The following is a 22,562-nucleotide window of genomic DNA, read 5'->3' on the forward strand; positions in this document are numbered from 1 at the left end:
AGGCCACATCGCGCAATTGCAGTCACGCGATTCCTGCTTCGCGGCCGAGGCCGAGGCCGCTCCTGCACGCGTGGGTCAGAGCACCTGGCGGGCGGGGTCGCTGAGTTCAAGCTCGCGCAGCACGACACTGGCCTGGGTGCGGTTGCGCACGCCCAGCCGTTCGAAGATGGCGGACAGATGCGCCTTGACCGTGCGTTCCTGCACGTCCAGGCGGTCGGCGATCTGCTTGTTGAGCAGCCCTTCGGCGACCAGCACCAACACCCGGAACTGCTGTGGCGACAGGCTGGCCAGGCGCGCGGCCAGTTCGCTGTCGTGGCTGGAGGACTGCGCGCGTGCCACCGAGGCGCGCAACGAGGCCGGCAACCATTGCTCGCAGGCCATCACGCTGCGGATGGCATCGTGCAGTTCGTTCAGGCCCGAACTCTTGGGCAGGTAGCCGGCGGCACCGTGGTCAAGGGCGCGCCGGACCACGCGCGGGTCGTCGTTGGCCGAAACCACGATCACCGCCACGCCCGGGTGCTGGGCGCGGATCGCCGCCAGACCGGCCAGGCCGTGGTTGCCCGGCATGTGCAGGTCGAGCAGGATCAGGTCGGTTTCCGGGGCGTCATCCAATGCGGCCAGCACGCCTTCCAGTGATTCGGCCTCGCGCACCTGCATGCCGCTGACCGCGTCGCTGGCAGCCTGACGCAGCGCGGCGCGGAACAGGGGGTGGTCGTCGGCGATCAGCAGGCTGGGCATTCTCGGGCGGGGGTGTGTGGACGACGGAAGCGGTGAGTAAAGGCCGAAGCGGCGACAAACGCAACCGCATCAACGCGCAGCATGCGCGGATGCGGTTGGCCGGTGTCGCCGGCGTGCGTGCACTTACTGCGACGTCCAGCCGCCATCCATCGGCATCGCCGCGCCGGTGACGTTGTGTGCCTCGCGGCGGCACAGCCACACCACCATCGCGCCGATGTCCTCCGGCAGCGACATGCGCAGGCTGGGCTGCTTCTCCTCAAGCAGGGCACGCACGCCGTCGTCGCGGCTGCCGCCGTTGCGGTGGGCCTGGATTTGCGGCTCGATCAGCGGGGTTTCGACCCAGCCCGGGCAGATGCAGTTGACGGTGACGCCGCCGCTGTCGCGGCTGCCGGCGGCGGCGTATTCCAGCCCGGCCACCTTGCTCAGGCCAACGATGCCGAACTTGCTGGCCACGTAGGGCGCCTTGTTCTTCGAGGCCACCAGCCCGTGCACCGAGGCGATGTTGATCACCCGGCCGAAGCCACGCTCGGCCATGCCCGGCAGCGTGTGCTGCATGGTGTGGAAGGCGGCGCTGAGGTTGATGGCAATGATGTCGTCCCATTTCTGCGACGGCTGCTCGGCCAGCGGCGCGGCATGCTGGATGCCGGCGCAGTTGACCAGCACGTCGACCTGGCCCCAGGCCTGCACGGCTTCAAGCAGGGTGGTGATTTCGTCGGGTTTGCGCAGGTCCGCGCCGAAGTGACGGGCCTCGCTACCGGCATCGGCCACGCTCTTGAGCGCGGCGTCGATCTGCTCGGGCGTACCCAGGCCGTTGATGGCCACGCGCGCGCCGGCCGCCGAAAGCGCCTGTGCGATGGCCAGGCCGATGCCGGAGGTACTGCCGGTCACCAGCGCGGTGCGGCCTTGCAGGAAGCGGTCCATGGGGGACTCCGTAGAACAGTGGGGAAAGTACGGAAAACGTAGCAGCCGGGGTGCTAAAAGCGTGTGGTACGAAAGTACGATGAGCCGGCCCGTGGGCCTCTGCTAGTGTGCGCCCATGAGCCAATCCCTACTGCGCGCCGCCTGCGGCCTATTCGTCGGACTGAGCCTGGCCTCCTGCGCCAGCGGCCCCGCCTACCAGTCCGTGGAGCCTTCCATGTTCAGCAACGAACTCCGCAGCGAACACCGCGGCAGCGACGACCTGCTCACCGCCGGCCTCGGCCTGGCCGGCTTGCGCAGCGTGGCCCCGCCGGCCTTCGCCGACGCTACCGCGCCGACCGTCGAGGAACTGCGCCGCCGCGCCCTGTGGGGCAGCTGGCGTGGCATCGCCGACCTCGCACCGGGCGGGGGTTATGGCGAGCTGTTCGGCATCCTGGCGCCGGCGCCGGGCCGCGAGTACTCCGCCTTTGCCCGCCTGCCGGGTGCCAGGCAGCCGCACCGGGTGCTGGCGCAGGTGCCGGACAACTTCGACCTGGCCAAGCGCTGCGTACTGGTGGCCCCGGCCTCGGGCTCGCGAGGCATCTACGGCGCGGTGTCGGTGGCGGCGGCCTGGGGCCTGCCCAAGGGCTGTGCGGTGGTCTACACCGACAAGGGCGCCGGCAGCGACTACTACGACCTGGACGCACAGCAGGGCGTGCGCGCCAATGGCAGCGTGGGTGCACTGGGCGAGGCCGCCGACCTGGCGTTCGTGCCGGATGCGCCGGTCAATGCATCGGGCGTGGCCTTCAAGCACGCCCATTCCAAGGACAACCCGGAGGCCGACTGGGGCCGGCACGTGAAGCAGGCGGCCGAGTTCGCATTGCTGGCATTGGGCCAGGCCTATCCGCAGGCGGCGCCGTTCACCTTCGAGAACACTCGCATCATCGCGGTGGGCATCTCCAACGGCGGCGGCGCGGTGCTGCGCGCGGCCGAGATGGACGGTGACTGGCTGGATGCGGTGGTGGCCGGTGAGCCGAGCATCTATTCCGATGGCCCTGACGCGCGTGCGCTGTACGACTACACCACCGAAGCGGCGCTGCTGATGCCGTGCGCGCAGCTGCACATGAGCAACCTGCCGCAACCGCCGCTGACCGCCGCATTGCAGGCGGGCGCTGCGGTGCGCTGTGCCACGCTGGCCCGCGAGGGCATGATCAGCGGGGCGACGCCGGCCGCGCAGGCGCAGTCGGCCTACGCGTTGATGCTGAGCAAGGGCTGGACCGATGCCGCATTGCGCGCGGGTGCGTTGTCGACCGGTTTCGACCTGTGGCGTGCGATCGCCGCGACCTACGCCTCGGCCTATGGCCGCTATGGCGTGGGCGAGCATCCGTGCGGCTTCAGCTTTGCCGCGCAGAACCCGGACTTCTCCCCGCGCGTGGCCAGCGCCGCCGAGCGTGCGGCATGGATTTCCGACGGCAGCGGTATTCCGCCGGGCGCCGGCGTCGGCCTGCTCGACAGCAAGGTGCAGTTGCCGGACCTGACCTACGCCGGGCTGAAATGCCTGCGCGGCTTGTGGGACGGGCAGAGCGAGGATGCCAAGCGTGTGCAGGCCGGCATCCAGGCCACTCGCGCCGGGCTGCCGCGCAAGGGGCTGCCGGTGATGGTGGTGCATGGCACCGACGATGGGCTGATCCCGCCGGCCTTCAGCAGCAAGCCCTACGCCACTGCCGCCAAGGCGGCGGGGCGTGAGGTGAGCTACTGGCAGGTGCAGCACGTGCAGCACTTCGACGGGTTCCTGGGCCTGCCGGATTACGGCGCGCGCTACCTGCCGCTGTTGCCCTACGTGTACGCCGCGCTGGACCGCGTGGAAGCGCGCCTGGACAACGGCACCGCGTTGCCGGCCGATGCGGTGATCGCGACCACGCCGCGTGCCGGCCAGCCGTTGACCGCCGAACACTTGGCCGTGCCGCGCTGACCCCACGGCTGGAGCGGCTTTGGCCGCGAGGCCGGTTGAGGTTGCGGGGCGCATGAAGCCGGTCATCTGATTTTTCGGATGGCAGGCTTCTGCGTTCATGCGGGCATTGTTGGTTTAGCGACTGAAGTCGCTCCTGCCGTCCTGGCGCCCTGCCGCGCGCAGGCGATGGCATCATGCGCGCATGGACCTTCTGAATCTTTCTTCCCGTGTCATTCCCGCCGCCCAGTACCAGCGCGAGCGCTGGCGCAACGGGCTGGGCTGGACCCGCGAGATCCTGCGCCTGCCCGAGCAGGGCGATTGGCAGCTGCGCTTGTCCATCGCCGAGATCGAGCAGGACGCCGCGTTTTCCGCATTCCCGGGCATCGAGCGCGAGCTGGTGCTGCTGCAGGGCGAAGGCCTGCGCCTGCGCTTTGCCGATGGCCGCTGCGAAACCCTGTTGCCGCCCTACCAGCGGCTGCGTTTCGCGGGTGAGGACGTGATCACCGGCGAGCTGGTCGATGGCTTCACCCAGGACTTCAACCTGATGTGGCGGCGGGATGAGGTGAATGCCGAGCTGCTGCATCGTCCGTTGGTCGGCAACATGCTGTTCTTCACCGAGCCACAGGCGGCCTGGGCGATCCACCTGCTGGCCGGGCAGGCCCGCTTCGAAGGCGATGTGCTGCCGGCATTGTCCGCAGGCGATACCGCCTGGTTGGGTGCCGGGGCACGCGAGCGCTTCACGCTGCACGGTGGCGGCGAGCTGCTGGCGATCCGGGTGGCTCCGGCAGTGATGCGGTAGAGCGGGGCCCTGCTCCGCTGAGGCGCTGGCGGGAAAGCCCCGGCGCTACCCGTTGGGAGAGTACTCAGTACACGTCGCGCCGGTAGCGGCCGGCGATGCGCAGGGCTTCGTGGGCCTCGCTGCCAAGGGCATCGAGGATCACCGCGTCCACCGCCGGGGCCATGCCCTGCAGGCTGCCGCAGACCAGCACGGTGGCGCCGTGGTCGATCCACTCGCGCAACCGCGGCGCGTGCGCGGCCAGCGCATCCTGCACGTAGTGGAAGGCGCCGCCATCTCGGCTGAAGACCGCGTCGAGGTGTTCGATCCAGCCTTCGCGCTGCCACTGCTGCAGCTCGTCGCCGAAGTGGAAGTCATGGGCGGCATGGCGCTCGCCGAACAGCAGCCAGTTGCGGCGCGCGCCGATGTCGATGCGCGCACGCAGGTGCGCGCGCAGGCCGGCGATGCCGGTGCCGTTGCCGATCAGGATCAGCGGGACGTCCGCGGCCGGCGGATGGAAGTTGGCGTTGCTGCGCAGGCGCAGGTCGATGCGGTCACCGGGTTGGGTGTAGTCACATAGCCATCCACTGGCCAGGCCGGGTTGGCCATCCGGGCGCAGCTGGCGGCGCAGCATCAGTTGCAGGCTGCCTTCGCCGGGCATCGAGGCGATGGAGTACTCGCGATGCGGCAGCGGCCTGAGCTGGGCGGCGAGGGCGGCGATGTCGATGTCGGCGGCATGCTCCGGCAACTGCGAGGCAGCGAGCAGTTCGCCCAGCAGGCGACCGTCCGGCAAGCGGGTGCCGGGGTCGAATCCATGCGCCTGCATCCAGGCCTGCACCGCCGCGGCGGATTGGCGCGGCCCGATCTCGGCGATGTCGCCTGCCTGCCAGGATGGCAGCGCACCTTCGGCCGGTTGCAGTGCCAGGTGGAACACCGGGCCGCCGACGCTGCCGGGGTTGAGCAGCCGGCGCGATTGCAGCCGCCAGGGCTGGTACTCGGGCGCGCTCCAGTCCGGCACGTTGCTGGTGGTGCCGCCCAGTTGGCCGAGCAGCTGTTGCCAATGGCGCAAGGCATCGGGATCGGCGTTGTCGACCTCGACGAGGTCGAACAACGGTTGCGCGCCATGTGCGCGCAGCCATGCATCGAGTTGGTGGCCGAAGGCGCAATAGTGTTCGTAGCTGCGGTCGCCCAGGGCGAGCACCGCGTACTGCAGTCCCGGCAACGCGCTTGCCTGCGGCATCACCCGGCGCAGGAAGGCCAGTGCATGGTCCGGCGGGTCGCCTTCGCCGGTGGTGCTGGCGATGAACAACGCCTGGTGGCTGCTGCCCAGCAGGGCGGCGTCGACCTGGTCCAGTGCGCGCAGGCGGGTGGCATGGCCGGCGGCACGCAGGCTCTGGGCGCTGCGTTCGGCCAGTTGTCGGGCAAAGCCGGTCTGGCTGGCCCAGACGATCAGCAGCGGCGGTTGCCCGGTGTCGCTGGCCGGCTCCTTGCGCGGGCGCACGCGCCACCACAGGACGAAACAGGCAACCGCATAGACCGCGCCCACGCCGGCCGCGCTCCACCACTGCCAGGGCAGCGGCGAGGCCAGCCACCAGCCCTCGCCCAGGTGCAGGCGCAGCAGCAGCACGGCGACGGCCACCAGCACCGCGATCACGGCCAGGTTGCCGAACAGCGCACGATTGAAGCGGGGGGTACTCATGCGGCGTCTGCGTCCAGGTACTGCTGGAAGGCGGGGGTCATGGCTTCCTGCAGGCCACTGCCATCGCGCGAGACGAAGCGCGCGGCCAGCCCCTGCGCCCGGGCAAAGGCCAAGCCCTGTTCGGCGCCCAGCACGGTCAATGCGGTGGCCCAGGCATCGGCGTACATGGCCTGGCGATCGATCACCGTCACCGCGGCCGCGGCGCGGGTGACCGGGGCCTGCGTGCGCGGATCCAGCGTGTGGCTGTAGGACACGCCATCGTGGTCATAGTGGTGCCAGCGATCGCCGGAGGTGGCGATGGCCAGATCGTCCAGTGCCAGCACGCGCGGTGGGTACTCGGCACCGGCATCCTCCTCGGGCGCGGACTCGACCAGCACGCGCCAGGGCTGGCCGTCGGGCTTGCGACCGTAGCCGTGCAGTTCGCCGCCGACTTCGACCAGCGCCGCCTCGACGCCGTTGCGACGCAGCCAATGGCTGACCAGGTCCACCCCATAGCCCTTGGCGATGGCGGACAGATCCAACTGCAGGCCGCCGGGTTGCAGCGCAGCGCGTGCCGGTTGATCCAACTGAAGTTTCTGCCAGCCGCAGTGGCGGGCGATCGCTGTTCTTTCTGCAGCGTCGGGTACGCGCTGCGCGCGCGCCTGTGCGCCGAAGCCCCACAACGCGACCAAGGGGCCGATGCTGGGATCGAATGCACCGTCGCTGCGCCGGGCGATGTCGTGCGCGGCGCTGAGCACGGTCCAGAAGTCCTCGGGGAGCGGCTGCCAGTGGCCGGCAGCGGCACGGTTGTAGCGACCGATGTCCGAGTCTGGTTCCCAGGTGCTCATCTGCGCGACCACGCGATCGAGTTCCCCCTGGATGCCCGCGTGCAGCGCATGCAGGTCACGGCTGCGTGGCGCGACCAGCTTGACGCTCCAGGTGGTACCCATGGTGTGGCCGCCAAGGGCGGCGATGTCGGCGTTGGGGGACATCAGTGTCGGGAATCGGGGAGCCTTTTGTCCTTCTCCCGTGTGCGGGGGAAGGTGCCCCGAAGGGGCGGATGGGGGAGCGTTCTTGCTGACGTTGATCGGCGACGGGGCCGCTCCTCGTGCCCTCACCCCAACCCCTCTCCCGCAGGCGGGAGAGGGACTTTGAGCAATTGCTTACTGCGGCAGCACTTCCAGCGTGGCGACATAGGTCAGGCGACGCACGTTGGCCTGGGCGACCGTGGTCTTGTTGTCCTCGGTGCCGGTTTCCAACCAGTACATGCCGGCTTCCGGCCAGGTCACCGAGAACTCGCCGTTGGCGTCGGTGGTGACCTTGATCTCTTCCTGCGCGTTGCGGTAACGGGTGCCACCGCGGGTGATCTCCACTTCCAGGCCGGCCTGCGGCTTGCCGTCCACCAGCAGGCGGAACCTGGCGGCCTCGCCGGCGAACAGGTCGTTCGGGTGGCCCACGGCCACCATCTCCAGGCCCTTGCCGGTCGGCTTGAGCGCGGTGTCGTTCGGTGCGCCGTTGGTGACGAAGGTCTCGACCCGCCCGGCGGTCTCGGAGACCTTCAGCTCCGATGCGTTCTTCGGCACTTCGGTGGCGAACTTCTCGGCGTTGCCGCGCCAGCGCTTGGGCTTGCCGTCTTCCTGCCAGGTGGCCGAGAGGCCGGCGTTGACGTTGGCCAGGCGGTAGGTGCCCTGCTGGGTGAGTTCGACGTCGAACACGCTGCGGTACTTGCCGGTGGCCACGTTCTGCGGCTGCACGGTGCTGCCGTCCGGTGCGGTGATCACCAGGTTGTCGATGCGCAGCGGCACGTGGTTGAAGTAGAACAGGTCGTTGGAGACGGCCGCGTCCACGGTGATCCACGGGTTGGTGCCGGAGATGACGGTCTGCGACGGCTGCAGCCAGGCCTTGTGGGCCGAGGCAGTGAACGGAACCAGCGCGGCGATGGCGGCGGCAATCAGGAGGGAACGCTTCATTCGGTGGGCTCCAGTGCGGTGGTGCGGATCAGGGCTTGACGGACAGGGTGACGGCGCCGAGTTCGGACGTGCCCTGGGCACTGCCGTTCTGGACGCTGCGCGCCGGCCAGGTGAAGGGGATCTTGAGCAGCTCGCGGCCACCGACCTCGCGGGCGGCTTCCACCACTAGGGTGTACTGGCCGGCGGGCAGGCCGCGCAGCTGCGGCTGGCGGTCGTTGAAGCTGAGCTGGTGCTTGCCGACCGGGCGGGTCGGGCCGGTGACGCCATCGACCGGCACCTGCAGGGTGCGGCCGCTCTTGCGCCACCACTGGCGCAGGTCCGGCAGCCACTTGGTGCCATGGCCTTCGGCGGTGTCGCGCAGCTGGTACCAGACCGACAGGTTGGCGGCGACCTTCTGGTCGGCTCCCTCGATCCACACCGCGACATACGGGCGGTGGTATTCGGCGACGTTGAGCTTGGGCACTTCGACGTTGACGTCGAGGCTGGCGGCGTAGGCGGCCGGGGCGGTGGCGATCAGGCCGCTCAGGGCGATGGTCAGGGTGACGCGCATGGTGCGACTCCGGGAGGAATGACGATCAGTGGATGAGGAGCAGGGCGATCAGCAGCGGGATCAGCAGGCCCAGGCCGACCAGCGGCCAGGTCATGCGCCGCTGCCGCGCGTGCAGATGCAGCAGGAACAGGCCGGTGATGCAGAACACCAGGCAGGCCACGGCGAACAGGTCCAGGAACCAGCCCCAACCCGGTCCGGCGTTGCGGCCCTTGTGCAGGTCGTTGAAGTAGGACACCCAGCCACGGCGGGTCTTCTCGAACTCCACCGCGCCAGTCTCGCGGTCGATGCTCAGCCACGCATCGGCACCGGGCCCGGGCATGGACAGGTAGACCTCCTCGGGCGACCACTCGGCCGGGCGTTGGCCGATGGAGACGTCCAGCCGCGCCGACAGCCAATCCGAGACCCGCGCCGGCAGCGGCGCGTTGCCATCCTCACGCGTACCCAGCGCCTTGAGCACCGGCGCCGGCAGCTCCAGCTGCAGGTTCTGTACCTGCGGCTTGGCTTCGATCTTCGAGGCGTGGTTGAGGGTGATGCCGGTGATGGAGAACAGCAACATGCCGATCAGGCAGACCGCCGAACTGATCCAGTGCCACTGGTGCAGCGTGCGCAGCCAGAAGCCGCGGCTGGCCTGTTGCTGCACGGTGTTGGTGGAAGCGCGGTCTGCGGACACGGGAACGAAGCGGATGGGAGACCGGGAATTAGATCATTAATGAGAATGATTCGCAATTTGTATCGAATTGTATCGCGGCCTCACCCGCTGGCCGCGACGGTATCGGGCCGCGACGTGCGTCGGCCCGGACGCAGGCGTTGCAAGGGTTGCTCGAGCCAGCGCCAGGAGGCCCAGCCGGCGCCGATGCAGGCCAGGACGGTGAGCGCGATGAAGGCCCCGGACTGGCAGGGGCCGTGGTTCCAGCCGCTCGCCTGCCAGAGCCGCCCGGCGGCGGAGATCACGAACACATGGCTCAGGTACAGCGAGTAGGAACTGTCGCCGATCCGCAGCAATGGAAGCGGGACCCGGGGCGATCCGGCACGTTCCCAGCGCACCAGCCCCAGCGTGAGCAGGGCCGCCGGCAGGCCGAAGGCACACAGGCGCATTGCCATGGAAGGGGGCGGGCCGCCGGCTTCGGACAACAGCAGCATCGCGCCGGCCAAGCCCAGCGCGCCGGCAACGGCCACCGGCAAGGCCATGGGCGCGGGCAGGTGCCTCCAGTACAGCCCGACCAGTGCGCCGGCAATGAATTCCAGTGTCAGCGGGCTGCTGGCGACCTGCTGCCATGGCGCACCGGCATCGAGCAGGAAGTGCGCTGCCAGGGTCAGGGAACCCCAGCCAAGCAGCAGTGCCGGCAACCAGGTCTCGCGCGCGAAGGCGATCATCCCGGCCATCACCAGGTAGAAGAACATCTCGTGGATCAGGGTCCAGCCGACGGTCAGCAGGGGCAATTGCGTCTGTGGCCAGAGCAGGTACGAGGCAAGGATGTCCTGGTGCCTGTAGGCGCTGTTGGCGATGCCCGGGGCGAGGAGCATCAAAGCCAGCACCACGCTGGTGTAGAACCAGTAGGGCGGCAGCACGCGCCAGCTGCGCCGCACCAGGAAACGTCCGGCCTGACGCGGCGAGCCATAGCTGCCGGCGGCGATGGTGGTCATCACGAAACCGGACAGCACGAAGAACAGGTCCACGCCACTGTCGGCATGGCGGATGAAGCCCGGCAGCAGCGGCATGCCGGCGGTGTACTTGGCCTCCACGATCTGCAGGTGGAACAACACCACCAGCAGGGCGGCAATGGCGCGCAACGCCTGGATGGAATGAAAAGGGCGGGTGGCCATCACGACGGGGAAGCTCAGAGTGTGCGGACTCTAGCATCGTGCCCGCGCCGCGTGTTGCAGGTGGACGGCGCCGCCGGCCGCCACGGTTCAGCGGCCGGAGCAGGGCCTGTACGGGTGCGGCACGGGCCCTGCCACCGCCCGTCGTGGGGGCGGCGGCGGGCAACGGCTCAGAAGCGCGCGTTGAGCGAGATCCAGTAGCTGCGACGCTGCTCCTTGACCGCGTAGTCGTCCACGCAGCTGTACTCGCTGGGCGAGGTCAGCAGGCACGACTGCGAAACGAAGTCCTTGTCGAACAGGTTGTTCACCCGTGCGTTGAAGGTCAGCCAGGGGGTGGCCTTCCAGCTGCCGCCGAGATGGAAGAGGGTGTAGTCCTCGTAATAGCGGGTCTGCGGGTTGCCGTTGGCGTCCGGCAGGGTGTCGCGGTAGCGGTCGTAGCGGCCTTCGCCGATCAGCGACAGGCTCAGCGCATCGCTGATCTGCCAGTTGAGGCTGGCATTGGCCATGTGCTTGGCGGGGTTGCCGGCGATCGGCAGGCCCTTGCCGGTGCCGCTGGTCTGCTCGCTCTTGGTCCAGGTGTAGTTGCCGCGCAACTGCAGGTTGGCGAGCAGGTCGACATGGCTGGCCAGCTCGACGCCGCGGGTCTCGGCCTTGTCCAGGTTCACGCTCTGGCCGAAGACGCTGTAGCCCAGCGCTGCCCAGCCTGGGCCGACATCGACGCAATAGCCACCGCCGGCCGGGGCGACCTCGCAGTTCGGGTAGCTGCCGCCGCTGGCGATCTTGTCCTCGAAGCGGTTGAAGAAGGCGGTGGCGTTGAAGCCCCAGCGCTCACCTTCGTAGTAGCTGGCGATCTCGTAGTTGGTGCTGGTTTCCGGCTTGAGGTTGGGCGAGCCCACCATCGGGATCACGCCCTGGCCGCCGAAGCCGGTGACGCCGGGGAACAGCTGGTCCGGGCGCGGGGTCTTGTAGCCGGTGCTGATGCCACCCTTCACGGTCCAGGCATCGCTGGCGTTCCACACCAGGTAGGCGCGCGGGCTGACATGGCTGCCGAAGATGTTGTGGTGGTCATAGCGCAGGCCGAGCGTGGCGGTGAGGCGCTCGGCCAGCGACCAGTTGTCCTCGGCGAACACCGACCAGGTGCGGTGCTTCTGCTTGACGTTGTCCTTGTAGCCGCCGCCGTCCATGCCGAACACGCCGTCGGTCATGTCGGTGTTGTTGTACTGGCCGCCCAGGGTGAGCTGATGCGCGCCGAACTGCAGGTCCAGCAGGGTGTCCAGCACCAGCGCGTCCAGTTCCATGGTGCGCAGCGGGCGCGGCAGGAAGGCCTGCAGGCGGGCGCGTTCGGCATCGTTGAGGATCGAGACGTTGCCGTTGGTCATGTTGCAGTTGGCGGCCTGGCCGCGGCGGCTGCAGACGTCGTTCCACAGGGTCTGCAGGTCGGCGCGCTCTTCCAGCGTCAACGGCAGCGAGCGACCGAGGTTGTTGCTCTGGGTGCGGGCCAGGCTGGTCTGCCAGGTGCCGAAGTCATAGCGACCCTGGTGGGTCAGGGCGAGCTGGTCCAGTTCGTAGCGCTGGTAGGCGGTATAGCCCACGCGCGGCTGCACCACGCGGCGGCTGGTGGTGCCGCCACTGCCGTTGGGAATGGTGGCCACGCCGCTGCGCCACAGGCTCTCCAGCCCGTCCAGGGTGCCGGTCTGGCCCTTGCTGTTGTCGTATTTCTGGCGGGAGAGGTCATAGTCCAACCACAGGCTATGGTTCTCCGACACGCTCCAGTCCAGGCGCACGCCCGTGTTCCAGTTGGTGTTGGCCACGGCCTTGCCGCCACCGCCGAAACCGAGCGCGCGCTCCCAGCTGCTGCCATCGGGCAGCGGCAGGGCCGACCACTCCGGCGAGGATTCGTCACTGTCATACCAGCTGCCGCGCACGGTCAGGCCCAGCGTGTCCTTGACCAGCGGGCCGCTGAGATACAGGTCGCTGGTGCGGGCGTCGCCGAACTGGCTGTCCTGCTGCACGGTGAAGCCCTGGGTGAACGAACCGCTCCACTGCCCCTTGTTGCGGCGGGTGATGACGTTGATCACGCCGCCCATCGCGTCGGCGCCGTACAGCGTGGACATCGGGCCGCGCACCACTTCGATGCGCTCGATGGCATCGAGCGGCGGCAGGTAGGCGAACTGGCCGCCGCCGAAGTTGTTGGGGTACAGGTTGCCGACGTTGCTCTGGCGGCGGCCGTCGATCAGGACCAGGGTGTATTCCGAGGGCATGCCGCGCATGGAGATGGTGGCGCGGCCGTTCTTGTCGGTGGTTTCCATGCCCACGTCGATGCCTTCGACGTCACGCAGTGCGTCGATCAGGCTGGTGTAGGGGCGCAGCGCGAGTTCCTCGCGGCTGACCACGCTGATGCTGGCCGGCGCATCGACGATCTTCTGTTCAAAGCCGGCGGCGGTGACCACCACCTTGTCCAGCGTGGTGGGGGCCCCGGTGCCACTGGCATGGGCGGAGACGGATAGCGCGCCGAGCACGGCGGCGGTGAGCAGGTGGCGGGAAACGGACGCACGACGACGATGGCTGGCAGCCATGGAAGCAACCTCGGGAAAGATGGATGAGCGGTGCGCAGGCCGGTGCCACACGCGTTGGCGTGCGGCCGCTGCTGCGGCAGGAAGGAGCAGGGAGCCAGGGCCGGACCCGGCCCGTGGTGACGCGGTCAGGCCAGTGGCGGTGCCTGCCCGCGCTGTTGGCGGGGACTGTGCAGGGCGGGCGGGGCTTGATGCGATGCGGCGGGGATCGGCACGGGTGCGACGGCGCGTGCAACGGCGGCACGACGCGGCAGGAACCCGGGATGGGGCAGGGCGGCACGCGCCGCACGCAGAGGGGCGGCCCGGCGCAGCTTGGCCGGGCCCTGTTCTTCGAGCGGGGTTTCGCCACGTTCCTCGCCCGCCGTGGCGCAGGTGCTCTGGGCGCCGCCCAGGCGTGGCAGGTGGGTGCCGTGCTGCCACAGCGAGGCGAGCAGCGACAGCAGCAGCAACGCGCACAACGCCACCGGGCGGATCGCGCTGGCGCGATGCGCGACGATGGCCACGTCCTGTTGGCGCTGCAGCTGGTACACGTGGAATCCCCGGTGATACGCACGACAGGAAGGCCATGCGTTTCGGGCGGGAATTTTAGATGGGACGCGTTAGCTTTTGCAAATGATAACCACTATCAATGATAGCTGTTGGCCATCACATCGCCTGACCTGCAACCAGGGCGCGGATCGCCGCATGGGGCGAGGCTGCCAGTTGTGGACGGATTGCCGCCATGAATGAGGGGCTGCCATTGGCCAATGCCTTCCTCAGCCAGTGCACGGCGGCATCCACCTCGCCGGCCGCCAGCAGCAGGGAGGCGTGGCTGGCCTGGCCACGGAAGTCGCCGGCTTCGGCCGAGCGCAGGTACCAGGCAGGTGCGGCGGCGGGATCGGCGGCGACGCCGCGGCCTTCCTCCAGACAGCGGCCGACCAGGTTCATCGACTTGGCGTGGCCGGCCTGGGCGGCGCGCAGGTAGAGCGCATAGGCGGCGACCTCGTCCCTGGCCAGCCCGCGTCCGGTGGCAAGCAGATTGGCAAGGTTGTACATCCCCCAGTCCAGGCCGCCATCGGCGGCCTGGCGATACCAGACCGCGGCCAGTTCATGGTTGACCGGCGTACCGTGGCCGAGCTCGTGGCAGCGGCCGAGCATGTTCATCGCCTGCGCCAGTCCACCATTGGCGGCACGCTCGAACCAGGCCATGCCCGCCCCGGCATCGATGTCGCGGCCACGGCCTTCCATGCAGGCTTGGCCGAGCAGGAACTGGGCCAGTACCTCACCGCGCTGCGCGCGCTGCTCGAGCTCGGCCATGACCTTGGCCGGGTTGTCCGGGAGTTGCCGCAGCAACGACTGGAGGTCCTGCAGCGCGGTGCTCACGCTTCGGCCCATTGCCGCAGCAGGTTGTGGTAAACGCCGGTCAGGCTGACCAATGACGGGTGCTGGGGATGGTCGCCGGTGAGGCCGCGGATGGACAGGTCCAGTTCCCACAGCAGGCGGCGATGGCCATCGTCGCGCACCATCGACTGGATCCAGAAGAACGATGCCAGGCGCGCACCGCGCGTCACCGGGGTCACCTGGTGCAGGCTGGTTCCGGGGTACAGCACCATGTGCCCGGCGGGAAGTTTGACCCGCTGGTTGCCGTAGGTGTCCTCGATGACCAGTTCGCCCCCGTCGTACTCATCCGGATCGGACAGGAACAGCGTCGCCGACAGGTCGGTGCGGACCGGTTGCGGGTCATCGGGCCGGCTGATGTGGTCGTAGCGGATGGCGTTGTCGACGTGGAAGCCGAAGGTTTCGCCTTCGCGGTAGCAGTTGAACAGCGGTGGGTACACGCGTCGCGGCAAGGCGGCGGCGAAGAAGGTGTCGTTGCGGCCGATGGCATCCAGGACCATCGACCCCAGCGCACGTGCGACCGGATCGGATTCGGGAAGCTGCAGGTTCCGCTTGGCCTGCGCCGACTGGTAGCCGGCGGTGGCCTTGCCGTCGGCCCAGCCGGCATCCTGCAGGCGCTGGCGGGCGAGTGCGACCTGTTCGCGCGTGAGTACGTCGGGGATGTGCAGCAGCATGAGTATTCCCTTGATGCGAAGCCCCCGGCACGAGGCCGGGGGCGGGTGGAGCGGTCCAGCGCGATCAGAACGTGACGTTCAGTGCCAGCGTGGCCGAGCGGCCCGGGGCGATGCTGGCGTAGTGCGAAGCATACGCCTTGGTGAAGTACACCTTGTCGCTCAGGTTCTGCACGTTCAACTGCAGGCTGATGTTCTCCTGGATGGCGTAGCTGGCCATCGCGTCCCAGCGGGTGTAGCTGGGGATCCACTTGAGGTTGGCAGCGTCACCGTACTGCTTGTCCGAATAGGTGGCACCGGCGCCGAGGGTCAGGCCGAACGGGAAGCTGTAGGTCGTCCACAGGTTGGCGCTGTGCTTGGCGGTGTTCGGGAACTGGTTGCCGTTGTTCGGCGACGGGATCCACACGCCCGGTGCCGGGCAGCCGGTGCGGCTGGAGACCGAGCAGGTGAAGCCATTGTCCTTCAGCTCCGAATCCAGGTAGGTGTAGCCGCCGTAGATGCTCCACGCGTCGGTCAGCTGGCCGGTGAAGCCCAGCTCGAAGCCGTCGATGACCTTCTTGCCTGCGTTCTGGGTGGTGCCGTTGTCGATCACCACGCGCGCGTTGTTCAGCTCGGTGTGGAAGAGGGCGGCGGTCAGGTTCAGGCGGTTGTCGAACAGGTCCCACTTGGTGCCCAGTTCGAGGTTCTTGGTCTCCTGTGGCTTCAGGTCGGCGTTGGCGGCATTGATGCCGTCCGAGCCGTCACCACCGTCCATGCCCGGCGGGGTCGAGGAGGTGCCGTAGGACAGGTAGATGCTGCCGTTGGCGACCGGCTTGAACACGACGCCGGCCTGATAGTTGACGAAATCGTTGTCGTTGTTGAACACCGTCGGTGCCTTGCCGAGTACCGGGGTGACCTGTTCGGTGGAGTAGTCGTCGTAACGCAGGCCAAGGTTGACGGACCACTGTTCGTTGAACTCGATGGTGTCGAACGCGTAGACCGACTTGGTCTTGGTGGTCTGGCGGACGTCCAGCGCCTTGTTGCTGCGGTAGACGATCTGGTTGGCCGACCACGGATCATTCGGGTTGGGGTTGTTGAAGTCGGTGCAGTTGTAGCCGGTGGCCGCGCCGGTGGTCGGGCAGGCGGTGCTGCCGTTGAGCGGATTGTTGGTGCCCGGCGTCATCTGGTAGGTGCCGCGGGTCATCTTCTCGTCGCTGTACTCCACGCCGGTGCTGTAGCTGTGCTTGAGCGAGCCGGTGGTGAAGCTGCCGGTCAGGCTCAACTGGTCGGTGAAGTTCTTCAGGTCGACGGCGCGGGCGTTGGTACGGCGCCACAGGGTGCCGTACAGGTTCGGGTTGCCCTTGCTGTCGTCCGGCTGGGTCCACAGGTAGTCGTTGCTGGTGTTGCCCAGGCGCGCGATGTTGCGCAGCTTGTGGTCACCGAAGTCGTAGCTGGCGTCGATGGTGCTGATGTCAGCACGGGTACGCTGGAAATCGCGGTCCTTCAGGCCGTAGTAGTTGTTGCGGTCCGGCACCAGCGGGCTGCCGTCGCCGTTCTTGGCGACGTTCGGGCCGCTGGTGAAGGGGTTGCTGTAAGGGAAGCCGCCGGCGTCGGGCAGGTCGTCGGTTTCCATGTGGTAATGGCCCACGATCAGCTGCGCCGGGCTGTTCAGGCCGAACGCGATCGACGGCGCAATGCCCCAGCGATCGACGTTGGCGGCGTCACGGCCAGCAATGTCGGACTGGTGCTTCATCAGGTTCAGGCGGGCGGCGATGCCGTCACCGAGCACGTAGTTGCTGTCCACGGTGCCGCGCGCGTAGCTGTCGGTGCCCGCGCCCATGCTGACGCTGGTCTCGTTCTTCAGCTTCGGGGTCTTGCTGACCAGGTTGAGGCTACCACCACCGGAATCACGGCCGCCGTAGGCCGAGCTCGGGCCCTTGACCACTTCCACCTGCTCCAGGTCGAAGATCTCGCGGGTCTGCGAGCCGACGTCGCGCAGGCCGTCGACGAAGATGTTGCTCTGCGAGTCGAAGCCACGGATGAAGGGGCGGTCGCCGGTCGGGTTGCCGCCTTCGCCGGCACCGAAGGTGATGCCCGGAACCATGCGCAGGGCATCCTGCAGGCTGGTCGCGCCGGTTTGCTGGATCAGCTTCTCCGAGACGATGGACACGGACTTCGGGGTGTCCAGCAGGTCAGCGGTGAACTTCGGCGAAGAAGGGGCGAACCAGCTGCCGCGGACCTGCACCTTGTCCAGGTCGGTGGCCTTGCGCGGGTCGGCGCCATTGTCGGCGCTGTCGGCGGCGTGGGCAGCCAACGGGGCGATGGCGATCAGGAGGGCGGACGTCAGCGGAGTACGAGCAGGGTTCATTGCAAAGACTCTGTGGGTAGGCGAAAGGATGGCGACGGCAGGGAGCCGGCGCGGAAAGCGGAAACGGGGGATCAGGCAGACGCGTGGCCGGCGACAGCCGGAACCGGCGTGGATACGGACTCAGACCCGCGGAGGGGCGTGGCCGCGATTGATCAGCAGGTAGGGCGCGCGCGGATAGCGATGTGCGCTTTCCAGTGCCTGGCGCAGGCGGGTATCGGTCGCTGCGCTCAGGAACGTGCGGCTGGGCGGTGCCGGCAGGGCCCGCGGCGGCAGGCTGCCGGTGGACGCGGGACGTGGCCGCGCGCTGCGCAGGCTTTCGGCCCCGGACTCGGAAATGGCGGCCATGTCCGGCAGGTCCCCGGGCTGGCCACCGCCGGGGAGGGCACTGACCAGGTCGACGGACGCGCCGGGTGCCAACGCGCCGGGCGCGGCCACGGCATGGCCGAGCATCGCCCAGGCGATCAGCAGGCCGAGTGCCAGCATCAGCCACGGCTGGCGCTGCCGCAACTGGGCGGCGAATCGCTGAATGGCCATGGCGCTGGAAGCGGGCATCGAAGACAGGCGTGTTAAGAAATCATTGCAGGACGCAATGGATGCGCATCTTATTGAGAATTGTTTGCGTTATCAATATTGAGTGGGCCGGCCGGGCCGTGACGCCAGGCGAATCACCCGGGCAGGCGCCGCCCGACCGGCACGCCAAAGGGGGAGTGGGGAAGGGGGCGCGGCGAGCAGCCGACGGCCGCCCGCCGCGTGCCGGCCCCCCGCGTCAGGGGCCGGCGGCCAGACGGCCGTTGCTCGGTGGCCCTGTCGGGCGAGCGGCCTCCGCCGTGGCGACGGGCGAGGCCTGCAGGCTCAGTCGCGGTCGTCGCGCGACCAGATGCCGCCGTGTTCGCGCTTGACCGGGAACTTGGGCACCGGGGAATAGGCCGGCGCACACAGGGCGCGGCCATCGCGGATGTCGAAGCGGGCACCGTGCAGGATGCACTCGATGCTGCCCTCGGCCGGGTCGATCACGCCGGAGGACAGTTCGAACTCCTCATGGCTGCACTGGTCTTCCAGGGCGTACAGCTCGCCATCGAGGTTGAAGACGACCAGCGGGGTACCGGTGACCTCGTCGAAGGCGGTCTTCATTTCCCCGGGCAGCAGTTCCTCGCTGGCGCAGATGAAGGTCCAGGTCTCGCTCATGCCGCCGCTCCCAGCGGCTTCTCCAGCACTTCGAACTGCAGGTCATCGCGCTTGGGCAGGCCGTAGCGGGCATCGCCGTAGGGGAAGGGCTTCTTGATGCCGGTGCGCACGTAACCGCGGCGTTCGTAGAAGGCGATCAGTTCGTCGCGGCAGTCGATCACCGTCATCTGCATGGTCGGCAGCTGCCACTGTTCGGCGGCAAAGCGCTCGGCGTACTGCATCACCTGCTTGCCGACGCCACCGCCCTGCGCCTTGGGGTTGACCGCGAACATGCCGAAATAGCCGTGGCCGTTCTCATCGGCGACATGGCAGCAGGCCATCAGCTGGCCGTCCTGTTCGGCCAGCAGGACCACGCTGCGCGCGCGGTTGATGTCGGCCAGGATGCCATCGGCGTCCACGCGCTGGCCATCGAGCAGGTCGGCCTCGGTGGTCCAGCCGACGCGGGAGGCATCGCCACGGTAGGCGGAAGTCACCAGTTCAATCAGGGCCGGGGTGTCGGCGGCGGTCGCGGTACGGAAAGTCAGCTCGTTCATCCCCACATTCTAGTGCGCGCGAGGCGAAGGGGAAGCGGCGGTGCACGGCGCGTCCGGGAAGGAGGCGGCGCGTGGCCGGGGTGTCCGGAGACAGCGCCGCGCGTGGCTCGGCACTACCGCCTTGGGCCCTCCCTTTCGCGCGGCGAAGGGGGAGGGCTTTCGCGGCCGAGGCCGCTCCTGGCCTCACCCCAGCAGGGTGCGGACCTTCTTCAGGGCCACCATGAACGACTCGATCTCGTCATGCGTGTTGTAGAAGGCCAGCGAGGCGCGGCAGGTGGCGGCGACGCCGTAGTACTGCAGCAGCGGGTGCGCGCAATGCTGGCCCGAACGCACGGCCACGCCCTGCAGGTCGAGCAGGGTGGCCAGGTCGTGCGAATGCGCGCCTTCGACCAGGAACGACACCACCGCCGCCTTGTGCGGCGTGGTGCCGAAGATGCGCACGCCGTCGATGCGTTGCAGCTCCTCGGTGAAATGCGCCAGCAGCACCTGCTCGCGGTCGGCGATGTGGTCGCGGCCAAGCGCGTCGAGGTAGTCCACCGCCACGCCCAGGCCGATGAAGCCGGCGATGTTCGGCGTGCCGGCCTCGAACTTGTGCGGGGCATCGTTGAACACGGTGCCGTCGAAGCTGACTTCCTTGATCATCTCGCCACCGCCCAGGAACGGCGGCATTTCCTGCAGCAGCTCGCGGCGTGCCCACAGTGCGCCGGTGCCGGTCGGGCCGCACATCTTGTGCCCGGTGATGGCGTAGAAATCGCAGCCGATGGCCTGCACGTCCACGCGCAGGTGCGGGGCGGCCTGCGAGCCATCCACCATGGTGACGATGCCGCGCCGGCGTGCCTCGCGGCAGATCTCGCGCACCGGGTTGATGGTGCCCAGCACGTTGGAGACGTGGGTCACTGCCAACAGCTTCACATCCGGGGTCATCGCCGCATGCAGCGCGTCCAGGTCCAGCGAGCCGTCGGGCAGGATCTCCGCCACGCGGATCGTCGCCCCGGTACGCTGCGCCACCAGCTGCCACGGCACGATGTTGGCGTGGTGTTCCATGCGCGAGACCAGGATCACGTCGCCGGCCTTCAGCCGCGGCAATGCCCATGAATACGCGACCAGGTTGATCGCGAACGTGGTGCCACTGCACAGCACCAGCTCGTCGCTGCGTACGTTGAGGAAACGCGCCAGCTTGGCGCGCGCGCCTTCGTACGCTTCGGTGGCTTCGGTGCCCAGCGCGTGCACGGCGCGACTGACGTTGGCGTTGTAGCGGCGGTAGAACTCGTCCACCGCGCCGATCACCTGCAGCGGCTTCTGCGCGGTGTTGGCGTTGTCGAAGTACACCAGCGGCTTGCCGTTGACTTCACGCATCAGCAGCGGGAAATCGGCGCGCACGCGGTCCCAGTCCGGAGCGGTGGCCGAAGGGTGGATCGGACGCGGTGAAGAGAGGTTCATGCCATGCCAGCCTGTTGCAGTGCCTGGTCCAGGTGCCGGGCCAGCTTCTCGGTGAGGATGCCTTCCACGGCCGACAGCGGTTCGTGGCAGAACGCCGCGCTGAGCATGGCGCGGGCCTGTTCGGCCGGCACGCCACGGGTGCGCAGGTAGAACAGCGCATTGGCGTCGAGCTGGCCCACGGTGGCGCCATGCGCGGCCTTGACCTCGTCGGCATCGATCACCAGCGTCGGCTGGGTGTCGATCTCGGCGTCGGCGGACAGCAGCAGGTTCTTGTTGGACAGGTTGGCATCGGTGCCATCGGCGCCTTCGCGGATGTTGATGCCGCCATGGAACACCACGCGGCTGCGGTTGGCGGCCACGCCGCGCCAGACCAGCTCGGCGCTGGTGTCGCGAGCAATGTGGTCGATGCCCAGGCGGGTGTCGATGTGGCGACGGCCATTGCCCAGCAGCACGCCGTTGGCGACCAGCCTGGCGTTGTCACCTTCCAGGCGCACGTTGAGCTCATGGCGGGTCAGCGCCGCGCCCAGTTCCAGGTCGATGCGACGGTACTGCGCGTCGCGCGCAAGCACGGCGTCGGTGCGCAGCAGGTGGGTGTCGCGGCTGCTGCCGGCCTGCACGCGGGCGTGCGCCAGCTGGGCATCCTGGGCCAGGTGGACATGGACCAGGGTGTTGTCGAAGTTGGCGCTGTCGCCGTCGTGCAGGTGGTGCTCGACCAGCCTGAGCGAGGCCCCTCGGCGCAGTTCCACCAGGTGCCGGTGATGCCACACGCGGTCGCTGCCGTCGCCGGTGCTGACGAACACCAGGTGCAGCGGGGTATCGCTGTGGACGCCGTCGGCCACCTGCACCAGCACGCCTTCATCGGCGAGCGCGGCGTTGAGCTGGGCGAAGATCTCCTCGGCGCGGTCGAAGCGGCGGCCAAGGAAGCGGACGGCTTCCGGCTCCTGCTGCTTCACCGCCGACAGGGTGCGTACCTGCACGCCCGCATCCACGCCGGCCAGGTCGCTCAGGTCGCTGCTGGGGCGGCCGTTGACGAACACCAGGCGCGGGGTGGGGATGTCGGCCACCTGCGCGGCATCGATGGCCGGTGCCTGCAGCGGAGCGGCGCTGAAGCTGCGACGTTCGAACTGGCGCAGCGAGGTGTACTTCCAGGCCTCGCTGCGCGCGGCCGGCAGGCCGGTCTTCAGCGCGGCCTCGAGCAGTTCGGCGCGTTCGGTGCTGCCGCAGAAGCCGGCGGCCAGGGAATCCAGCAGGGCGCTCATTACTTGGCCGCCTCGCGCACCACGCGGTCCTTCAGGAAGTCGTAGCCGTGTGCTTCCAGCTCCAGCGCCAGTTCCGGGCCACCGCTCTTGACGATGCGGCCGTTGGCCAGCACGTGCACCACGTCCGGCTTGATGTAGTCGAGCAGGCGCTGGTAGTGGGTGATGACCAGGAACGAACGCTCCGGCGAACGCAGCGCGTTGACGCCGTCGGCCACGCTCTTGAGCGCGTCGATGTCCAGGCCCGAGTCGGTTTCATCGAGGATGGCCAGCTTCGGCTCCAGCACGGCCAGCTGGAAGATCTCGTTGCGCTTCTTCTCACCACCGGAGAAGCCTTCGTTGACGCCACGGTGCAGCAGTTCGTCCTTCAGGTGCAGCACGGCCAGCTTCTGCCGGACCAGCTTCAGGAACTGCATCGAATCGAGTTCTTCCTCGCCGCGCGCCTTGCGCTGGGCATTGAGCGCGGCACGCAGGAAGTAGGTGTTGTTCACGCCGGGGATTTCCACCGGGTACTGGAAGGCCAGGAACAGGCCGGCGGCGGCGCGCGCTTCCGGTTCCAGCTCCAGCAGGTCGCTGCCTTCGAACTGCACGCTGCCTTCGGTGACCTCGTAGCCATCGCGGCCGGACAGCACGTTGCCCAGCGTGGACTTGCCGGCGCCGTTCGGGCCCATGATGGCGTGGACTTCACCGGGCTTCACGTCCAGCGACAGGCCCTTGAGGATTTCCTTGTCGCCGATGCTTGCGTGGAGGTTTTCGATCTTCAACATGAGGGTGCGGTCTTCAAATTTGAATGTGGGGCG

The 22,562-nt window shown here is 68.4% G+C and carries 21 protein-coding genes; 2 read left to right on the forward strand and 19 right to left on the reverse strand.

Annotated features, from left to right (window positions below):
• Positions 1 to 75: 75 nt before the first annotated feature.
• Both AC06FE_RS14160 and AC06FE_RS14165 read right to left on the reverse strand, forming a co-directional pair.
• Positions 76 to 738 (reverse strand): response regulator transcription factor, encoded by a 663-nt coding sequence (locus AC06FE_RS14160; protein ID WP_132864728.1) that lies wholly within the window; start codon positions 736 to 738, stop codon positions 76 to 78.
• Between the two features lie 123 nt (positions 739 to 861).
• Positions 862 to 1,659 (reverse strand): 3-hydroxybutyrate dehydrogenase, encoded by a 798-nt coding sequence (locus AC06FE_RS14165; RefSeq protein WP_132864727.1) that lies wholly within the window; start codon positions 1,657 to 1,659, stop codon positions 862 to 864.
• Positions 1,660 to 1,774: 115 nt separating this feature from the next.
• On the opposite strand from AC06FE_RS14165, the gene AC06FE_RS14170 reads away from it, so the two are divergent.
• Positions 1,775 to 3,607, forward strand: a complete 1,833-nt coding sequence (locus AC06FE_RS14170) for a 3-hydroxybutyrate oligomer hydrolase family protein (protein WP_478073389.1) — start codon at positions 1,775 to 1,777, stop codon at positions 3,605 to 3,607.
• A 181-nt stretch (positions 3,608 to 3,788) separates the two neighbouring features.
• Positions 3,789 to 4,385, forward strand: a complete 597-nt coding sequence (locus AC06FE_RS14175; protein ID WP_478073390.1) for a HutD/Ves family protein — start codon at positions 3,789 to 3,791, stop codon at positions 4,383 to 4,385.
• Positions 4,386 to 4,449: 64 nt separating this feature from the next.
• On the opposite strand, the gene AC06FE_RS14180 is transcribed toward AC06FE_RS14175, so the two are convergent.
• From AC06FE_RS14180 to sufC, 17 genes are all read right to left on the reverse strand, one after another.
• The gene (locus AC06FE_RS14180; RefSeq protein ID WP_478073391.1) at positions 4,450 to 6,060 is read right to left on the reverse strand and encodes a sulfite reductase subunit alpha; all 1,611 of its coding nucleotides are present in this window, start codon (positions 6,058 to 6,060) and stop codon (positions 4,450 to 4,452) included.
• Positions 6,057 to 7,031: an FAD:protein FMN transferase gene (locus AC06FE_RS14185; protein ID WP_478073392.1), complete on the reverse strand. Its 975-nt coding sequence runs from the start codon at positions 7,029 to 7,031 to the stop codon at positions 6,057 to 6,059. The genes AC06FE_RS14180 and AC06FE_RS14185 overlap by 4 nt, the downstream gene beginning before the upstream one ends.
• Before the next feature lie 171 nt (positions 7,032 to 7,202).
• Positions 7,203 to 8,009: a DUF4198 domain-containing protein gene (locus AC06FE_RS14190; RefSeq protein ID WP_478073393.1), complete on the reverse strand. Its 807-nt coding sequence runs from the start codon at positions 8,007 to 8,009 to the stop codon at positions 7,203 to 7,205.
• A gap of 28 nt (positions 8,010 to 8,037) precedes the next feature.
• Positions 8,038 to 8,559: a DUF2271 domain-containing protein gene (locus AC06FE_RS14195; protein WP_132864721.1), complete on the reverse strand. Its 522-nt coding sequence runs from the start codon at positions 8,557 to 8,559 to the stop codon at positions 8,038 to 8,040.
• A gap of 25 nt (positions 8,560 to 8,584) precedes the next feature.
• Positions 8,585 to 9,229, reverse strand: coding sequence for a PepSY-associated TM helix domain-containing protein (locus tag AC06FE_RS14200; protein ID WP_313253877.1), 645 nt, complete (start codon positions 9,227 to 9,229; stop codon positions 8,585 to 8,587).
• Positions 9,230 to 9,309: 80 nt separating this feature from the next.
• Positions 9,310 to 10,383, reverse strand: a complete 1,074-nt coding sequence (locus tag AC06FE_RS14205) for an acyltransferase family protein (RefSeq protein ID WP_478073394.1) — start codon at positions 10,381 to 10,383, stop codon at positions 9,310 to 9,312.
• Positions 10,384 to 10,550: 167 nt separating this feature from the next.
• Positions 10,551 to 12,956 carry a TonB-dependent receptor domain-containing protein gene (locus AC06FE_RS14210; protein ID WP_478073395.1) on the reverse strand — a complete coding sequence of 802 codons (2,406 nt, stop codon included), beginning with the start codon at positions 12,954 to 12,956 and terminating at the stop codon, positions 10,551 to 10,553.
• A 125-nt stretch (positions 12,957 to 13,081) separates the two neighbouring features.
• Positions 13,082 to 13,483, reverse strand: a complete 402-nt coding sequence (locus tag AC06FE_RS14215; protein WP_478073396.1) for a hypothetical protein — start codon at positions 13,481 to 13,483, stop codon at positions 13,082 to 13,084.
• A 115-nt stretch (positions 13,484 to 13,598) separates the two neighbouring features.
• Positions 13,599 to 14,315: a tetratricopeptide repeat protein gene (locus AC06FE_RS14220; protein ID WP_478073397.1), complete on the reverse strand. Its 717-nt coding sequence runs from the start codon at positions 14,313 to 14,315 to the stop codon at positions 13,599 to 13,601.
• Positions 14,312 to 15,004, reverse strand: a complete 693-nt coding sequence (locus AC06FE_RS14225) for a Fe2+-dependent dioxygenase (RefSeq protein ID WP_192286468.1) — start codon at positions 15,002 to 15,004, stop codon at positions 14,312 to 14,314. Before AC06FE_RS14225 ends, AC06FE_RS14220 begins: the two co-directional genes overlap by 4 nt.
• Positions 15,005 to 15,068: 64 nt before the next feature.
• Entirely contained in the window at positions 15,069 to 17,348 is a 2,280-nt protein-coding gene (locus AC06FE_RS14230) for a TonB-dependent receptor (protein WP_478073398.1), read from the reverse strand.
• Between the two features lie 120 nt (positions 17,349 to 17,468).
• Entirely contained in the window at positions 17,469 to 17,882 is a 414-nt protein-coding gene (locus AC06FE_RS14235; RefSeq protein ID WP_313253865.1) for a hypothetical protein, read from the reverse strand.
• 318 nt (positions 17,883 to 18,200) lie between these two features.
• Positions 18,201 to 18,533, reverse strand: a complete 333-nt coding sequence (locus AC06FE_RS14240) for a non-heme iron oxygenase ferredoxin subunit (RefSeq protein WP_313253862.1) — start codon at positions 18,531 to 18,533, stop codon at positions 18,201 to 18,203.
• The gene (locus AC06FE_RS14245) at positions 18,530 to 19,066 is read right to left on the reverse strand and encodes a GNAT family N-acetyltransferase (protein ID WP_478073399.1); all 537 of its coding nucleotides are present in this window, start codon (positions 19,064 to 19,066) and stop codon (positions 18,530 to 18,532) included. The genes AC06FE_RS14240 and AC06FE_RS14245 overlap by 4 nt, the downstream gene beginning before the upstream one ends.
• 183 nt (positions 19,067 to 19,249) lie before the next feature.
• A complete protein-coding gene (locus tag AC06FE_RS14250) occupies positions 19,250 to 20,506 on the reverse strand; it encodes a cysteine desulfurase (RefSeq protein ID WP_478073400.1) in 1,257 nt (418 codons plus the stop codon).
• Positions 20,503 to 21,765 (reverse strand): Fe-S cluster assembly protein SufD, encoded by a 1,263-nt coding sequence (gene sufD / locus AC06FE_RS14255; RefSeq protein WP_478073401.1) that lies wholly within the window; start codon positions 21,763 to 21,765, stop codon positions 20,503 to 20,505. The genes AC06FE_RS14250 and sufD overlap by 4 nt, the downstream gene beginning before the upstream one ends.
• On the reverse strand, positions 21,765 to 22,529 hold the full coding sequence (gene sufC / locus AC06FE_RS14260; protein ID WP_132864709.1) for a Fe-S cluster assembly ATPase SufC: 765 nt from the start codon (positions 22,527 to 22,529) through the stop codon (positions 21,765 to 21,767). Before sufC ends, sufD begins: the two co-directional genes overlap by 1 nt.
• Positions 22,530 to 22,562 lie beyond the last annotated feature (33 nt).

Source organism: Stenotrophomonas sp. Steno-C18 (assembly GCF_056393195.1).

Coding starts and splice junctions, on each gene's coding strand:
- AC06FE_RS14230 (WP_478073398.1), bottom strand. CDS start 17,348: ATGAACCCTGCTCGTACTCCGCTGACGTCCGCCCTCCTGATCGCCATC.
- AC06FE_RS14235 (WP_313253865.1), bottom strand. CDS start 17,882: ATGGCCATTCAGCGATTCGCCGCCCAGTTGCGGCAGCGCCAGCCGTGG.
- AC06FE_RS14240 (WP_313253862.1), bottom strand. CDS start 18,533: ATGAGCGAGACCTGGACCTTCATCTGCGCCAGCGAGGAACTGCTGCCC.
- AC06FE_RS14210 (WP_478073395.1), bottom strand. CDS start 12,956: ATGGCTGCCAGCCATCGTCGTCGTGCGTCCGTTTCCCGCCACCTGCTC.
- AC06FE_RS14190 (WP_478073393.1), bottom strand. CDS start 8,009: ATGAAGCGTTCCCTCCTGATTGCCGCCGCCATCGCCGCGCTGGTTCCG.
- AC06FE_RS14165 (WP_132864727.1), bottom strand. CDS start 1,659: ATGGACCGCTTCCTGCAAGGCCGCACCGCGCTGGTGACCGGCAGTACC.
- sufD (WP_478073401.1), bottom strand. CDS start 21,765: ATGAGCGCCCTGCTGGATTCCCTGGCCGCCGGCTTCTGCGGCAGCACC.
- AC06FE_RS14160 (WP_132864728.1), bottom strand. CDS start 738: ATGCCCAGCCTGCTGATCGCCGACGACCACCCCCTGTTCCGCGCCGCG.
- AC06FE_RS14185 (WP_478073392.1), bottom strand. CDS start 7,031: ATGTCCCCCAACGCCGACATCGCCGCCCTTGGCGGCCACACCATGGGT.
- AC06FE_RS14225 (WP_192286468.1), bottom strand. CDS start 15,004: ATGCTGCTGCACATCCCCGACGTACTCACGCGCGAACAGGTCGCACTC.
- AC06FE_RS14175 (WP_478073390.1), top strand. CDS start 3,789: ATGGACCTTCTGAATCTTTCTTCCCGTGTCATTCCCGCCGCCCAGTAC.
- AC06FE_RS14195 (WP_132864721.1), bottom strand. CDS start 8,559: ATGCGCGTCACCCTGACCATCGCCCTGAGCGGCCTGATCGCCACCGCC.
- AC06FE_RS14205 (WP_478073394.1), bottom strand. CDS start 10,383: ATGGCCACCCGCCCTTTTCATTCCATCCAGGCGTTGCGCGCCATTGCC.
- sufC (WP_132864709.1), bottom strand. CDS start 22,529: ATGTTGAAGATCGAAAACCTCCACGCAAGCATCGGCGACAAGGAAATC.
- AC06FE_RS14245 (WP_478073399.1), bottom strand. CDS start 19,066: ATGAACGAGCTGACTTTCCGTACCGCGACCGCCGCCGACACCCCGGCC.
- AC06FE_RS14170 (WP_478073389.1), top strand. CDS start 1,775: ATGAGCCAATCCCTACTGCGCGCCGCCTGCGGCCTATTCGTCGGACTG.
- AC06FE_RS14180 (WP_478073391.1), bottom strand. CDS start 6,060: ATGAGTACCCCCCGCTTCAATCGTGCGCTGTTCGGCAACCTGGCCGTG.
- AC06FE_RS14250 (WP_478073400.1), bottom strand. CDS start 20,506: ATGAACCTCTCTTCACCGCGTCCGATCCACCCTTCGGCCACCGCTCCG.